Origin of the sequence: Brevibacterium aurantiacum, from assembly GCF_003932995.1 — a bacterium.
In the GTDB taxonomy this organism is placed as follows: domain Bacteria; phylum Actinomycetota; class Actinomycetes; order Actinomycetales; family Brevibacteriaceae; genus Brevibacterium; species Brevibacterium aurantiacum.
Map to the genome: position 1 here is coordinate 3,017,913 of NZ_CP025333.1, position 15,778 is coordinate 3,033,690.

12 protein-coding genes are annotated in these 15,778 nt (G+C 65.0%); 5 read left to right on the forward strand and 7 right to left on the reverse strand.

Annotated elements, in window-relative coordinates; all coding sequences use genetic code 11:
- Position 1: 1 nt before the first annotated feature.
- Together CXR25_RS14020 and CXR25_RS14025 are read left to right on the forward strand one after the other, a co-directional pair.
- A complete protein-coding gene (locus tag CXR25_RS14020) occupies positions 2 to 439 on the forward strand; it encodes a pilus assembly protein TadG-related protein (protein ID WP_101583409.1) in 438 nt (145 codons plus the stop codon).
- A gap of 163 nt (positions 440 to 602) precedes the next feature.
- Complete coding sequence (locus tag CXR25_RS14025) at positions 603 to 4,241, forward strand: FtsK/SpoIIIE domain-containing protein (protein WP_125240708.1); 3,639 nt, start codon at positions 603 to 605, stop codon at positions 4,239 to 4,241.
- A gap of 22 nt (positions 4,242 to 4,263) precedes the next feature.
- Here CXR25_RS14025 and CXR25_RS14030 read toward each other — a convergent pair whose 3' ends face one another.
- Positions 4,264 to 5,637, reverse strand: coding sequence for an amino acid permease (locus tag CXR25_RS14030; protein ID WP_125240908.1), 1,374 nt, complete (start codon positions 5,635 to 5,637; stop codon positions 4,264 to 4,266).
- 176 nt (positions 5,638 to 5,813) lie between these two features.
- Positions 5,814 to 6,815: a GNAT family N-acetyltransferase gene (locus tag CXR25_RS14035; RefSeq protein WP_096160464.1), complete on the reverse strand. Its 1,002-nt coding sequence runs from the start codon at positions 6,813 to 6,815 to the stop codon at positions 5,814 to 5,816.
- A gap of 46 nt (positions 6,816 to 6,861) precedes the next feature.
- Here CXR25_RS14035 and CXR25_RS14040 point away from each other — a divergent pair, with 46 nt between their 5' ends.
- Together CXR25_RS14040 and CXR25_RS14045 are read left to right on the forward strand one after the other, a co-directional pair.
- Positions 6,862 to 7,671, forward strand: coding sequence for a purine-nucleoside phosphorylase (locus CXR25_RS14040; RefSeq protein ID WP_096160463.1), 810 nt, complete (start codon positions 6,862 to 6,864; stop codon positions 7,669 to 7,671).
- Positions 7,672 to 7,816: 145 nt separating this feature from the next.
- A complete protein-coding gene (locus CXR25_RS14045; protein ID WP_096160462.1) occupies positions 7,817 to 9,694 on the forward strand; it encodes a phospho-sugar mutase in 1,878 nt (625 codons plus the stop codon).
- A gap of 79 nt (positions 9,695 to 9,773) precedes the next feature.
- Here the strand turns inward: CXR25_RS14045 and bioD are convergent, their stop codons facing one another.
- Genes bioD through bioB form a run of 4 tightly spaced genes read right to left on the reverse strand, consistent with a single transcriptional unit; the run spans position 9,774 to position 14,245 of the window.
- The gene (gene bioD / locus CXR25_RS14050) at positions 9,774 to 10,541 is read right to left on the reverse strand and encodes a dethiobiotin synthase (RefSeq protein ID WP_009885333.1); all 768 of its coding nucleotides are present in this window, start codon (positions 10,539 to 10,541) and stop codon (positions 9,774 to 9,776) included.
- Positions 10,538 to 11,668: an 8-amino-7-oxononanoate synthase gene (locus CXR25_RS14055; protein ID WP_096177345.1), complete on the reverse strand. Its 1,131-nt coding sequence runs from the start codon at positions 11,666 to 11,668 to the stop codon at positions 10,538 to 10,540. Before CXR25_RS14055 ends, bioD begins: the two co-directional genes overlap by 4 nt.
- Positions 11,665 to 12,999, reverse strand: coding sequence for an adenosylmethionine--8-amino-7-oxononanoate transaminase (locus CXR25_RS14060; RefSeq protein WP_009885335.1), 1,335 nt, complete (start codon positions 12,997 to 12,999; stop codon positions 11,665 to 11,667). The genes CXR25_RS14055 and CXR25_RS14060 overlap by 4 nt, the downstream gene beginning before the upstream one ends.
- Positions 12,992 to 14,245, reverse strand: a complete 1,254-nt coding sequence (gene bioB, locus CXR25_RS14065; RefSeq protein ID WP_205676715.1) for a biotin synthase BioB — start codon at positions 14,243 to 14,245, stop codon at positions 12,992 to 12,994. Before bioB ends, CXR25_RS14060 begins: the two co-directional genes overlap by 8 nt.
- Before the next feature lie 155 nt (positions 14,246 to 14,400).
- On the opposite strand from bioB, the gene CXR25_RS14070 reads away from it, so the two are divergent.
- Entirely contained in the window at positions 14,401 to 14,784 is a 384-nt protein-coding gene (locus CXR25_RS14070) for a hypothetical protein (protein WP_125178267.1), read from the forward strand.
- A gap of 233 nt (positions 14,785 to 15,017) precedes the next feature.
- Here CXR25_RS14070 and deoC read toward each other — a convergent pair whose 3' ends face one another.
- Positions 15,018 to 15,668, reverse strand: coding sequence for a deoxyribose-phosphate aldolase (deoC, locus tag CXR25_RS14075; protein ID WP_009885338.1), 651 nt, complete (start codon positions 15,666 to 15,668; stop codon positions 15,018 to 15,020).
- Positions 15,669 to 15,778: the final 110 nt, after the last annotated feature.

The window sequence follows — 15,778 nt, forward strand, 5'->3', positions numbered from 1 at the left end:
GATGCCGCGCAGACACCGGTCCCGCGTCGACGACGGGTCCATCACCCCATTGGCCATCGGCTTCGTCGTCATCGCCTTGCTCTTGGCCTTCCTCATCGCGGCTCTGACGGACCTGCATATGACTCGCCGCGAGCTGCAGAGTGTGGCGGACTCTGCAGCGCTGGCGGCCTCCGACTCATTCGAACCGGCTCCCGGTGGCGAACCCGGGCTCGTGTTCTCACCCTCTGCGGCGAAACGGGCCGCCAGCCGCTACATTGATGCCGTTCCCACCCCGCAGGGACTGCACAATGTGGAGCTCAGCGCCGATGCAGACGGGCAGCATTCGGTCGTCATCCGCCTGCGCGCCGACTACACACCCGCATTGCTGTCACGGTTCGTTCCCGATCTCATCGAACTCCAAGCCACCGCCTATGCTCGCGGTTCGCTGCGCATATCGTGATGGTCGCTCAACGACTCTGATGCGGACACCCCGGCGACTCTGCCGTATTCTCCTGTGGGCACATCCCCCACTTGTGAGCGAAGAACCTGTGGGCACAGAACCGCCGTCCACAGGGAGATGAGGCGCACTTGGCCCGCCCGTTGAACCACGTGATCCTGAAACCATGAACACGCTCGGTCTGATTCATCGCATCGATGCCAACGCCAACATTCGCACCGATGTGATCGAAGCAGACTCTGAGCAGCCCGTCCTCGAGGTGCTTCGCTCCGTCATCGGTCCCGTCCTGACCTTGACTGACCTGCTCGCGGGCAACCGACTGCCCGCAGAATCCGACAACCCAGATGACTTGGTGAAGACCATGGCCTGGGGGCGGTGGCAGTCGCTGAACCCGGTCACCGTCCTCGGAACCTCGTCCCTCGATCGAGGATCCGGATCTGCCCTGGTCTCGGTGCTCGCCGGACCCGATTCGGGCTTTACGATCGGAATCGATCCCCGGACTCCCCTGCTCAGCCGCATCTCCCACCCCGAGAGCCTGACCATCGTCGACCCGTGTCTGTCCCGCCAACCGGCACGACTCGAGTTGGGGCCGGCCAGGGAGCAGACGTTCTCAGCTCTGGGCACCACTATCTTCTCGCCCATCTCCCCCACTATCTCCCATTCCCGCAGACCTCCCCCGGATACTAGCCGGACCCGAATGTTCGCCGGCTCTGGGCGTGAACCCACGCATGTGGCACCTGAGTCAGTTGATGACCCACGCCCAGCGAAGCCTCCCCAGTGGTGGGCATTCCTCATTCCCATCGCCATCGGAGGTGTGCTCGCAGTCGTCACCGGAATGTGGTGGTTCCTCCTCTTCAGCGTGTCCGCACCCATCTCCGGCTATGTCGCCTATGTCATGGAGAAGCGTCGATATGCACGCGACTGCGCCCAATGCGTCCTCGACAGGCGGGCGGCGCTCGAGACGGCTCGGCGCAGGCTGTCCACAGTGGTCGACGACCACAGGCGCCTCCTGCAGACCGGTTCGGGACTATGCCTCGGCTTCGGGGCTGCCCGCAGCCCCATCACGATCGCCGATGAACTCCGCGAGGGCACCGAACATCTCGATGGGACGGTCATCATCGACGAGGTGCCGCTTCGCATCGACCCCACCACCACCTCGGTGACGGTTACCGGCGATAGCGAACAGCTGCGTCGCATGGCTCTGTCCTGGCTGAGCGAGCCCACCTATGACTGGCTGCCGTGTCCCGATCTGCTTCGGCTGCCCGAGCTGCAGGGCAGCGGCTTCGACCACGGCGACGGCACCGAGTCGAGGATCGGCGTGGTCCTGTCCGAACAGGCCACGTCGGCGAGACTTCTGCTGCAAGCACCGTCTCCCATCGCATCGATCTCTCTGTCACTGGGCAGCCTGGCACAGGCACGCACCGACGATTCCTCGGCTGCAGATGGTCCAGCGCCGGGCAGAACCCTCGTTGCCTCCCTCATGCCACCTGGGCGGTTCCTCGCTCTCGGGCACCGGCAGGCGACGGACGGCAACGTCGAACGGCTGCCGAATCATGGCCTCGGCGATCTCTACGACGATGCACCGCAGGTCATTCGTCAGCGCTGGGCGCACACTGCACCTGGTCCCGTGCGGATTGGGCGCGGACGAGATGGGGACATCGCTCTCGACCTCTTCAACGACGGACCTCACGCGCTCGTGGCTGGAACGACAGGCAGCGGGAAGTCGATTCTGCTTCAGACCTGGCTGCTGGCAATGGCTCTGGAACACCCACCGTCGCGGCTGGTGTTCGTTCTCATCGATTTCAAGGGCGGTGCGACTTTCGCCCCGTTGGAGGAGCTGCCGCATACCGACAGCGTCCTCGACGACTTCGATTCCGCGGCTGCCTTCCGCGCATTGGTCTCCGTCCGTGCTGAGATCACCCGCCGCGAGCGGCTCCTGGCCGACCACGGGTGTTCCGATGTCCTCGAACTCGACGATCCTCCGTCGAGGTTGGTCGTCGTCATTGATGAGTTCCACGCCCTCATGGCGACCCACCCGAAGGCGGCAGATCTGCTGGAGCACCTGACAGCCCTGGGACGGTCGCTGGGAGTGCATCTCATCCTCGCGACTCAACGGCCGCTCGGCGTCGTCACCGGACAGATGAAGGCCAACATCAACATTCGGATGTGCCTGCGCGTGCGAGAGGATGCGGACTCCTTCGACGTCATCGGCGTCAACGACGCTGCCCTTCTGCCACCGGACACCCCAGGCGCAGCATGCCTCGATACGGGTTCGTCGATCGTGGAGTTTCGGGTCGCCGTTCCCACCTCCGCTTCCTCTGCTGCCGGTGTTCGTCAGCGGCCCCGACTCCGCCCGTGGGAACCCGGCCGAGGCCTTCCCACCCAGCACAGCGTCAACGGCATCCATATCGGCAACCTTGAGCAGGCATATCGTAAGTCACCTGCCGAGACACAGCCATCGCCTCAACGGCATCGTTCGGTCGTCCTGCCGCCCCTGCCCGATGCTGAGGATATCCCTGTGCTGCTCTCAGCGTGGACCGATGGGTCCGGCTCAACTGAGAGCGATCCAGAGGTGAATGGGACAGGGTCCGAGACAGTGACTGGAACGGTAACCGGGATCGTTGATATTCCCAGTCACCAGAAGCAGAGCGCCTGGTCGTATTCCCCTGCCGTTGATGGTTCGACCATCGTCGTCGGCACCGACGCGGACGTCGTCTCAACAGTGCTGAGGCGCATGGCAGCCAGTGCCGCCCTGACTCACCGGGTCGTGGCTTTGGGGCGCATCGCGAAGTCCTTGGACTGGGCCGAGATCGCCTGTGGGATGGACACCGGTTGGCGCTTTCACGCGATCCTCGACCATCTGCACCGAGGCTCTGCCGACGAACGCGTGCCGGCAACGATCGTGGTGTGCAGCAATTGGAACGAGTTCATCGACTCTCTGGACCATCAGATGGCTGCCGAGACGGAGCGACTGCTCAAGCATGGCTCCGGGTTGGGGCTGACGTTTCTGTTGGGCGGGTGCCGAACGTCGACGAACACGAGCGCCGCCTTCACCTCTCAGGTGATCTTCCCACCCAGTGCAGGAGGTGATGGGCTCAGCGTCGGACTGTCCAGACAGCGATTCGTCGGGACATGGCCGGAATACAGGGCAGTCCTCGTCGGCCCCAGCGCGCACGAAGCAGGTGGTGACGGTGCCGATGTGCAGTTGGTGCCTGACCTTGCAGCTGTAGGCGACGACAGATGTGGCAGCGTCGAACCCCGTTGGCGTGGACTCACGGCAGCACCAGAGCACGCAACTGCGCCGATGGATCCAACGGGGACCTGGATTCCGCTCGGACTCGACCCCTTCGGGAAACTCGTCGCGTGGAAGCCAGCGCGTGACGGAGAGGTTCTCAGCGTCCGCGGATCACCGCAGAGCGGGAAGAGCGAGACCGCGGCCATGGTGCAGGAGACATGCTCAGACTCAGCAGCGGCCAACATACAGTTGCTCACGGTCCATGACGATGCGCATTTGGAAGCCAACCCGGACGCCTTCGATCTCCTTGACGGCGGACTGCATGTGGTCACGATGCCGGTGCGGTTCACCCCCGGCTACGGTTCCCCGTTGGCCAAGGCACAAGGACTGGGGCCGACGCTGATCATCGGCGTCCACAGTCGGCAGGACCTCAGCAATCTGGGCCTGCTCAGACTGCCACCACTCGACGGAGATCCCGGGACCGCGTGGTACGTCACCGAAGGCAGGGCGCAGGCCGTGAGGCTCTTCTCAGCGGAGGGATCCGCCGATGTCACGGTGAGGTCTGCCTGACCGATCGCGTTTCGAGCTGACATCAGTCAGTAATCTCGTTGTGCCTGCCCGCGGCCAGTGGCTCGGTGTGGTCGATGAGCTGGTAGGGTCGGCGCCCCTCACCCCGAACGAAGGCGAAGTAGCACAGCCACAGCGCCCCGACCCAGAGCAGACCTACCCACAGCGCCGGACGGGAATCGGGCACGATTCCGACCATGACGATGACGAAGAGGATGAATGCCACCGTCGCCCAGGACCCCACAGGCCACAGCGGCATCGGGAACTCACTGCGCAGTCGGTTCTCCTGCACCAGCACCCGCTTCATCCGAAGATGAGCTGCGAGGATGACCAGCCACACCAGCACCGTGGCGAACGTCGCCAATGCGCCGAGCAGGAACAGGGCCTGGTCGGGGTAGAGGTAGTTGAGGAGCACGCCGACCAGCAGGGCCGCAATCATCGTGATCACAGTCATCACCGGCACTCCGTTGCGGGTGGTGTGGGCAAAGGAACGCGGCGCCTGCCCCTGCTCCGCCAGACCATGGAGCATCCGACCGGCCCCGAAGATATCGGCATTGATGGCCGAGAGCGCGGCTGTGATGAGCACAACCTGGAGGATTGCAGCTGCTGCGTTGAAACCGACGGAGTCGAAGATCGCGACGAAGGGGCTGATCTCCGAGGTGATCTGGTTCCAGGGCAGGATGCACATGATCACCCCGAGGGTGAGCACGTAGAAGAGCAGGATGCGCACCGGCACCGAGTTGATGGCGGCCGGCAGCACCTTCTTCGGGTTCTGCGCCTCGCCGGCGGTGACTCCGATGATCTCGATGCCGCCGAAAGCGAACATCACGATCGTGAATGATGACAGGAACCCCCAAAGTCCGTGCGGGAACGCTCCCCCGTGGTCGAACAATGCACGCGGACCCATCTGATCGTGGTCGGCGATGCCGAAGCCGAAAATGATGATGGCCACACCAGCCGCAATGAGGGCGATGATCGCGACGATTTTGATGAGCGCGAACCAGAACTCCAGCTCACCGAAGACCTTGACGCCGATCATGTTGATTGCGGCGATGAAGGCCACGACGGCCAGCACCCAGATCCAGCGCGGTACTCCAGGGAACCAGAAGCCCATGTACACGCCGACGGCGGTGGCGTCGAAGACGGCGACAAGAATCATCTCGAAGACGAAGGTCCAGCCGACGAGGAAACCGGCGAATGGATGGAGATAGTGCGATGCGAACTGGCCGAAGGATCCCGAGACGGGATGACGGACCAGCATTTCGCCCAGCGCACGCATCACCATGAAGACGGCGGCACCGCCGATGATGTAGGCCAGCAGCACGGACGGACCTGCGGCTTGGATCGACTCCGAGGACCCCATGAACAACCCCGTGCCGATGGCCGAGCCCAAGGCCATGAAGCGGATGTGCCGAGCGGTCAGTCCCCTGCGCAGACCTGCGTTCTCTGTGTGATTGCCATGGGTGGTCGACTCTCTGCTCCCACGGTCAGCAGAAGACACAGGTGTCCTACTTTCTCTCAGATTCTCCCGCCAAGCCTGGCCCCGACATTGTGCACCCTCAGGGCAACGTCGGCTCAGCGAGCGTCCGCAGGAGGTCCCGTGAGAGTTTCGTAGCGGTAGAGTTCGGTTGCCTGTCCCAGTTCCAGGAGTCGATCGGCGAGTGCTGCGACCACCGGCATGCCGCTCGTGACCTCGAGAACGACATCGGCATCGACGGAAAGTCGGGCAAGGAGAAGCTCGGCGTCGGCGATTGCGGCCCTGAACAGGTCACTTGAGGTATCGGCGGCCTCCTCGCGGGTTTCGAACATCGACCCGATGATGAGTTCGGTTGGTGCCTCCTCATCATCACCTGGGGCCGGCATTGCATCGGTGATCTCGACGCCTGACTGATCTGCTTCCCGTGCGTAGGAGACGGCGAAGGCGCTGAGTCCTGCGTCTTCGGCAGCACCGGCGTCACCGTTGAGCAGAGCGGCACCATGGGCACCTGCTGCTTCGGAGAGGAACGCATTGTTGACCTGACCGATCGTCAGTGGACCGACGGCGTCGTCCTTATTCACGGCCGTGTACCAGGCGAGGAAGGCCTTCGTGAGCTTGACCGATCCGGTGGCCACGATCTCGAGGTCCTCGGCGCGTCCACCACCGCTGGGCGGCAGTGCACCGGCGGCGACCTTGATCACTCGTGTCGTTGTCAGTGGTGTGAAGCCCAAGGCCTTGGCGAAGCCTTCTCCCGGGCTGCCGGCTTGCACTCGTGCACGCAGGTCAAGGCCTTCCAGAGCAGTGCCGACGGTTTCAGCGCAGGCTGCTTCGAAGAGTTCTCGACCCTGACCGTGGCCCTGTTCCTCGCTCGCGACCTCGACATTGACCCACGCCCGGTAGGGGTGAAGGGGGGACTCGGCGATCGCTGCGGCCCCGACGGGAACCTCAGGGACCACCTCGGCGATGACAGATCGCAGCAAGGGAGAATCCGAGGAGGGACGGAACAGGGACCTGGCCATATGAGCGGCCGGCGTATCGGCGTCGGCGAACACCTCGTTCAACCGCAGGTCGTCACCATCGGTCAGGTCTCTGATCGGCATTGTGTGCGCTCCTTGAACGGGTCGATAACTTGATAATCTTGGCGTCATGACTGACTTAAGCGATCCTACCGCCGCCGCCCGCGCCGCGGCCACGACCATCAACTCCAAAGCCGGCATCGAGGCCCATGACATTGCTCTCGTTCTCGGCTCGGGTTGGGGCGGAGCAGCGGAGCTCCTCGGCGAGACGATCAGCGAAATCTCGGCCGCAGAAGTCCCCGGCTTCCACGCACCCGCTGTCGAAGGCCACGGCGCCACCCTGCGCACGATTCGGATCGAAGCCAGCGGCAAGCACGCACTCGTCCTCGGTTCCCGCACCCACTACTACGAAGGCAAGGGCGTGCGCGCCGTCGCCCACGGAGTCCGCACCGCCGCTGCCGCCGGGTGCGAGAGCCTCGTCCTCACCAACGGCTGCGGAGGCCTCAACCGCAATTGGGCTGCCGGCACCCCGGTCCTCATCTCCGACCACCTCAACCTCACCGGCACCTCACCCATCGAAGGTGCGAACTTCGTCGACCTCACCGACCTGTACTCCCCGCGCATGCGCGCCATCGCCAAGGAGATCGACCCCAGCCTCGACGAAGGCGTCTACGCCCAGTTCCGCGGACCTCACTACGAAACTCCCGCCGAGGTGCGCATGGCCGGAGTCCTCGGCGCCGACCTCGTCGGAATGTCCACCTCGTTGGAGGCAATCGCCGCACGTCAGGCAGGTCTGGAACTCATGGGCATCTCCCTGGTGACGAACCTGGCCGCCGGCATCCAGGAGACTCCGCTCTCCCACGCCGAGGTCATCGAGGCCGGGGTCGCCGCCGCCCCGCGCATCTCGCAGCTGCTCGCCGATATCGTCGCAAAGCTCTGAACGACTCGATGAGCCGTGGGCGACTAGTCGGTGCCAAGCACTCGAACCGACCGGTCACCATGTCTCACGGAGGCGGTGCCCCCTTCCACCGGCATTCCGCTTCCTCCGGCCTTCCCCACTTCGACAACATTGAACAAGGACAGATATGACTCGCGTAGCCGATCGCTTCACCTCCGGATTCGACGCCGATATCGTCGAGGCGTGGATCGCCGATGACCCCGACACTCAGACGGCCACGGCCCTCAGCACCATCCTCGCCGCCGCGAGGGAGGGCGATGAGGCCGCGCTGGCCGACCTCGAGGATCGTTTTGCAGGTCCCCTGGCATTCGGCACTGCCGGGCTGCGCGGAGAGATCGCCGCCGGACCCAACCGGATGAACCGCGCCGTCGTCATCCGTGCCGCTGCAGGGCTCTCCCGTTTCCTCCTGAACACTGTCGGTGAGGGCTTCACCGTCGTCATCGGCTGCGACGCCCGCTACAAGTCCGCGGACTTTGCGACCGATACCGCAGCAGTCATCACTGCGGCCGGCGGTACTGCCATCCAGCTGCCCGATCAGCTCCCGACTCCGCTTCTCGCCTTCGCCCTGTCTCACCTGCAGGCCGATGCCGGCGTCATGGTCACCGCGTCCCACAATCCGCCCGACGACAACGGCTACAAGGTCTACCTCGGCAAGCGTCCGCTGCAGGCGATCGAGTCCGACCCTGCTGCCGCTGAGTCGGGTGCCGGTGCGCAGATCGTCAGCCCTGCCGATGCGCTCATCGCCGCACAGATCTCCGCGATCGAGTCCGTGGCGTCCGTACCGCGTGCCGAATCCGGGTGGGAACGCCTCGATGAGTCGATCGTCGAGTCCTATCTGGAACGCATCGATGCGCTCAACGTGTCCTCGGGCACCGACCTGAACATTGTCCTCACCTCCCTGCACGGGGTCGGGGCCTCCGTCGCCGAGGCGGCTCTGGCCCGCACCGGGTTCGGCAATGTCCACCCGGTCGCCTCTCAACAGGCTCCCGATCCGGACTTCCCGACCGTGGCGTTCCCGAACCCGGAGGAGGCCGGTGCCCTCGACGAGTCCTATGCGCTGGCCCGTGAAGTCGGTGCCGAACTCATCATCGCCAATGACCCCGATGCCGACCGCTTCTCTGCCGCCATCCCGGACACCTCGACAGCGGCCGGGTACCGACAGCTGTCCGGCGACGAGGTGGGACTTGTCCTCGGTGAGGACATCGCGGCTCGTTTGGCTCAGGGCACACATCATTCGGTTGAGACGATCGAAGCGCACCTGTCCGACGACCAGAGTGCCGTACCCGCAGAAGCGGCGGCAGCACCGGTATTCGCGAACTCGATCGTCTCCTCCCGCGGTTTGGCCGCCGCAGCGTGCAGCCATGGGTTCGCCGCGATAAGCACCCTCACCGGGTTCAAGTGGATCTCGCGTGTCCCCGGGCTGGTCTTCGGCTACGAGGAGGCCCTGGGCTACTGCGTCGACCCCACAGCAGTCAGAGACAAAGACGGCATCTCCACGGCCGTGACCTTCGCGGCCCTGGCCTCGCGTCTCAAGGAATCGGGCTCAGACATCGAGACCGAGCTCGACCGGATCCGCAACCGCGACGGGTACTTTGCCACCGCGCCGCTGAGCTTCCGCTTCGACGATGTCTCCCTCATCGCCACTGCCATGGCGAAGCTGCGGGAGAACCCGCCGACGTCCCTGGCCGGGTCTCGTGTCGTCGAGGTCCACGACCTCTCTGCCGGCTACGAAGCGCTTCCTCCCACCGATGGGATTCTGCTCCTCTCGGAATCGAACTCCCGCGTCATCGTCCGGCCTTCGGGCACGGAGCCGAAGCTCAAGTGCTACCTCGAGGTCGTCGCCGAACCCTCCGAGTTGGAGGCCGCGACCGAGGCCGACACCCGAGCCGCGGCCAGGGCAGGATTACGGCTGCCGGCCACCTCGGCGAGCGCCTCCCTCAGACCGGCCCTGACTCAGCGTCTGACCTCCATCAGCACCGAGCTCAAGGCCTTCTTCGGTCTCTGATCCAAGAGTCGGCGCAGAGGACACCTCACGCCGGCACGACGCTGCCTCACCTACGAGGAGCAGCACAGCCAGTTCTGGGTCACCACGGCAGATAGAGCCAACCAGGGGCTTGCGCCGTGAACTCGCCGGGCCCGAGGCGGTGACCGGCTCCAGCCGGAACCGCACCGAGGATGGGGGCGATAGCCGATAGAGCGCAGCGATTGTCACGGTCGACCGGCGGCGCAGGCTCAGGCCACGAGCCCATGATGATGCCGGTGACCGATATGTGCCGATTCCCCAGTGCCTCGGCCGTCAGAGCGGCGTGGTTCAGTGTGCCCAGGCGCGAGCGGGAGACGATGACGGCACCGACGGAGTCTGGGTCGGGCGAAAGGCAGGCGAGGATGTCGGCAGCGGTGTGGCCTCCGAAGTCGACGAGCACTCCCCCGGAGCCTTCGATGAGGACGTGGTCAGCACGGGTGCGTTCGGCAACTGTGGCGATGAGCTGCGCATGCTCGGCCGCGCTGGGCAGGATCGAGGCTGCTCCGGCAGTCGCAGACACGGACCCTGTCGCCTCTAGGCGCGCCGCTGGAAGCGGAGCCATCGGCAGACGCAGCGTGATATTCGTGAACGTATGGATTCCGGTCAGCCGAGCGACGATCTGGGCGTCGGATTCGGTGACGACATCGCTGTAATCGGCTTCAAGATGCTCGCGCTGTGGATCGTCAGGACTGATGTGCCCCGTCTGGATCGGCTTGCACATGATGACCCGCCTCCCGGCCGCCCTCAGCGTCGCGGCCAGCGCCGCCGTCGCAATCGTCTTGCCGACGCCGGTGTCCGTTCCCGTGACGAGCAGGAAGCGCGGAATCACCCCGCCTCCGCGACGCAGGCCTCGGTGATCGCCCGGATCCGCTCACAGGCATGGGCCAGCTCATCGGTGCTCAGACCAGCACGCGCGGTCGGCCGCACCCGCGTAATGCCATCAGGAACCGAGGGCGGGCGGAAGCAGCCGACAAGGATCCCCTCCTGACGCAGCAGAGCGCGGGCTCGCACCCCGGATTCGGGCGTCGGCATCGGCACCGAGAGCACAGCGCCGGCAGGAACCGGCACCTCAAGTGCAGTTGCGAGTGCATTCCGCGCGCCCGCCATGGATGCCACCCTGTCGGAAGTGATGAGGCCAAGCGCCGCATGGGCGGCTGCCGCGTTGGCCGGGGCGAGACCGGTGTCGAAGATGAAGGAGCGGGCAGTGTTCACGGCGGCATCGCGGATGAGCTCGGAGCCCAGCAGCGCTCCTCCTTGGGAGCCGAGCGCCTTCGATAGGGTCGCGGTGACGACGAGCCGCTCGCGGAGTTCACTCAGGCCCGCGGCTGCGCCCATTCCGCAGTGTTCGTCGATACCGGCCACACCGATCCCGTGAGCCTCGTCGACAAGGAGGAGAGCATCGTAGCGCTCACAGAGTTGAAGCAGTCGCGGCAGATCGGCTGCGTCGCCGAGGACGGAGTAGACCGATTCGACGATCACGAGCGCCTCGGTCTGCGCCCGGTCGGCCAAGGCCGTTTCGACGGCGCTCGGATCATTGTGGGCAACGACGGTGATCGAGGCCTTCGTCAGACGACAGGCGTCGATGAGTGAGGCGTGATTGTGGGCGTCCGAGACGATGAGGGTATCTGGCCCAGCCAAGGTCGTGACGGCGGCGATATTGGCCAGATAACCGCTTGAGAACGTCACACACGCCGGGTGACTCAGCCGTTCGGTGAGCGCGGATTCGAGCAGGTGATGGGCGCGTGTGGTCCCGGTGACGAGGCGCGAGGCCCTAGCTGAGGTGCCATAGTCATCGATCGCCTCGATCGCCGCCGTACGCACAACCGGATGCTGAGAGAGACCGAGGTAGTCGTTGGAGGCGAGGTCGAGTCCGTTGAGCACCGGATCATTGCGGTCCATATCGGCGGCCCTGCGGCGTTCGGCTGCCATGGTCAGGCGGGAGGCGATGGCGTTCATCGCAGATCTCCTTCGGAGTGCGCCGCGGCGGCAGCGACCATTGCCGCAGTGATCGTCGCCATCGTCTCCGGTGTCGAAATGTAGGGCGGCATGGTGTAGATGTGTCGCCGGAACGGCCGCAGCCACACGCCGTGCTCGGCGGCGATGCGTGTGGTGAGTCCGACATCGACCGGACGGTCGAGTTCGATGACGCCGATGCCACCGGTGACACGCACTTCGGCGACGTGCGCCAGCTCTCGAGCCGGCGCGAGACCGGTTTCGAGTGCGGGAGAGATGCGGGCGATGGCCGGCTTCCAGCCGCTCGTGTCATCGGCGAAGAGCAACCCGACCGAGGCTGTGGCTGCCGCACAGGCCAGCGGGTTGGCCATGAAGGTCGGTCCGTGCATGAGCGCCCGGTGGGAGGAAGCGGTGATGACCTCGGCAACCGGCCCGCTGCACATGAGGGCCGCCAAGGTCAGATACCCCCCGGTCAGCGCCTTGCCCAGGCACATGACATCCGGGGTGATGCCGGCCGAACGGCAGGCGAAATCAGTACCGGTGCGGCCGAAGCCGGTGGCGATCTCATCGGCGATGAACACGGCGTCGATCTCGGTGGCCAGCCGCCGCAGCGTCCTCAAGGCAGCCGGGTGATAGGGACGCATACCGCCAGCGCCCTGGAAGAGAGGCTCGACGATGATGCCGGCAAGTTCTGACCCATGCGCGTCGACGAGGTTCTCCGCCCGGACCACCCAGGCATCGACCTCGGAGGTGGAAGCCTCCGGCAGCGGAGGACGCGGCAGAAACAACTGTGGGGACAGCAGTCCCGCGAAGTCGGCGTGCATTCCCCCGACCGGGTCGCACACGCTCATCGCACCGGTCGTGTCACCGTGATAGGCGCCTTCGAGGGCGAGGAAGCGACTGCGGTCGCGTCCGCGAGCCTGTTGGTACTGGATGGCGAGCTTGAGCGCGACCTCGACCGAGACCGAGCCCGAGTCGGCCAGATAGACATGGTCGAGTCCGGCCGGGGTGACCGCGACGAGGTGCTCGGCCAGGTCGACGGCCGGGCCGTGGGTCAGACCGCCGAACATGACATGCGAGAACGAGCGGATCTGGTGCGTCAGCGCCGCGTCCATGACCGGGTGTCGGTAGCCGTGGACAACCGCCCACCACGAGCTCATCCCGTCCAGGAGCCGATGTGGCGAGCCGGAAGCGTCACACAGTTCCACATAGGCACCGGCTGCACCGGTGACCGAAAAGTGCGCCCCAGCATCGAGGGGACCATAGGGGTGCCAGAGAAGACCGGCATCCCTGTCCAGCGTGCTCTGGGGACCTGACCGTGCCGGCTCAGGCATTGGGAGAGATCTCTGTGCCAGCACCGCGGCGGCGGATCGTCGGAATCGTCACGCCCGAGTTGCCTGCCTCGTGACCGACAGGCGGCAGCGGTTTGCCACACGGCAGTGCGCCACCTGCGACTGGTGCTGGTGCAGTCTCGCTCGATGCGCCAGTGCCGGCAGCGGACGCACCGTCGCCGCTCGCGGGGCCGGTTGCTTCGCCGTCGAAGGCAGCCTGATGGGCTGCCCTGTGGGCCTTGAGCTCGTCGCGCAGCTGCTGGGCGCTCTCCGCGCCGACGATCTCGAACCCGCCATCGACGATCATGTCGAGATCCTCTTCGGCTGCCTGACCCTCCGAAGTGAGGTAGTCGCCGAGGAACAGCGAATTGGCCACATTCAGCGACAGCGACTGCAGCGAACGCAGGTGCATTTCACGGCCGCCGGCAATGCGCAGTTCGCGATCCGGGCACAGGAAGCGCACAGCGCACAGAATCCTCACGCAGTGCTGCGGGGTCAGCGTGTTGGTGCCCTCCAACGGGGTGCCGTCGAAGGGGATGAGGAAGTTGACCGGGATCGAGTCGGAGTCGACGGCCTTGAGCGATTCGATCGCCTCGATGATCTGGTCGTTCGTCTCGCCCACGCCGACGAGGAGTCCCGAGCACGGGGAGAGTCCGGCGCCGCGAGCCTTGTCGACGGTGTCGACCCGGTCGGCAAAGGTGTGTGTCGAGCAGATGTCGGCGTAGAGGGACTCAGAGGTGTTGAGGTTGTGGTTATAAGCATCGACCCCGGCCTCCTTGAGGCGATGCGCCTGGCCATCCTTGAGGAATCCGAGACAAGCGCAGACCTCGACGCCGGGAGTGGCAGACTTGATCTCCTCGACCATTCCCGAGACACGCTCGACATCCCGGTTCGACGGACCGCGACCGGAGGCGACGAGACAGACGCGCGAGGCACCTCCGGCCAGACCGAACTCCGCCTGGCGCTTGGCCTCCTCCTTGGGCAGCCAGGAATACTTGAGGATCTCCGCTTCGGAGCCTAGGCGCTGTGAGCAGTAGCTGCAGTCCTCCGGGCACAGACCGGACTTGAGATTGACGAGGTAGTTGATCTTGATGCGCTTGCCGAAGTGCTCGCGTCGCAGCCGGGCTGCGGCTGCGACGAGGTCGAGCAGATCCTCATTCGGGGACGACAGAATCGCGCGGGCATCGGAGGCGGTGGCCGGGGTACCGGAGAGCACACGCTCGGCGAGTGACAAATAGTTAACCATCATCCAATTATTGAACACTGTTCAGGAGAGAGCAAAATCGCCCTCCGCAGACGCAACGTCGGCTCACCTCCTGTGGGGATAGTCTCCATCCGTCTGATGACGTGGCAGCTCGCCACGAGGGCATATCGATCGGGAACACTTGTGATTCACACTTCGTCGTGAGCGAAAACGGGTTGATTCATCGAGTCCCAGACCGTCCAGACCACATGTATCGATGGGCGGACATCGAGGCGCTGGAACTCTATCTGCCTATCGGCCGTTGGTTACGACCGGCGCTCGCCGATATTCTCGTCGGTGCGCTTCGCATGGCCCTGACGCTCGGCTCGTGGACAGACGATGCACCGATCGGTTCACTGGCTGTAGATGCCATCGGCGAAACCCCGGCGCAACTCGATGTCACTCGCCATTGCATCGTTGGATATGACTCCGGGTCTGCCAGGACGGCGACGAATCTTCTTCGCGAAATTCATTGCGGTCCCAAGTTGAGAGGGATCTTGCGCGACCCCGAAGCTGTGTCGGCCACGCTCAGGCGGCTCTTCTAGCCAGCAGGGCCCAAAAGGCCTTACGGCAGGAAACCACCTCCGTTCTCCGCTGAGCCCTTGTGTCACATCTGCGAGGGGCGTGTTGTTCGTTCCACGAACAGTTGCCTTCTGCAGGGTTCACCACGACCGTTGCTGACGCACTCGCACGGTGGTGTACGTGGCCTCATGCAGTCGAAGTCAGGCTGAGCTGGTTGTACACAGCTCAGCCTGACTTCGACTGTAGGCAACTTCGGTTAGGAGAGCTCGGCGAGGATCCCGGCGGACCCGGAGAGCCCGAGGCGTGAGGCTCCCGCAGCAATCATCTCTTCCGCGGCATCGACGGTGCGGATGCCGCCGGAGGCCTTGACGCCGAGGCGATCGCCCACAGTTTCGCGCATGAGTGCCACCGCGTGTGCACTGGCTCCACCTGCAGGGTGGAACCCGGTGGAGGTCTTGACGAAGCCTGCCCCAGCAGTCTCGGCGCGAGCGCAGGCGTCGACGATCTGCTCGTCGCTCAGCGCCGCAGATTCGATGATGACCTTGACCAGTGCGCTGCCGCTGGCGTCGACGACACCACGGATGTCGGCCTCGACAGCGTCGAAGTCACCGGCGATGGCCTGGCCGATGTTGATGACCATGTCGACCTCGGCGGCACCGTCGGATACCGCACGGGCAGCCTCGGCGGCCTTGATCTCTGGCTTGACCTGACCGCTGGGGAAGCCGACGACGGTTGCGACGACCAGTTCGCCGGGCTCGGTGACGGGAAGCATCGACGGGGAGACGCAGATCGCGAGAACGCCGAGCTCCTTCGCCTCTGACACGAGGGCTTCGACGTCGGCAGGGGTGGCCTCGGGTTTGAGCAGGGTGTGGTCGATGATGGCTGCGACATCTGAGCGGCTGGTCATGGTGATCCTCCAAGGTGGTGCGGGTTCGGCTTCGTCGGTGGCGAAGCTGTCTGGGCGGTGAAGTTGTGTGGTGTGAGGGTGGCCTGGTTCAGGCTGTCGAGACCGGTCGG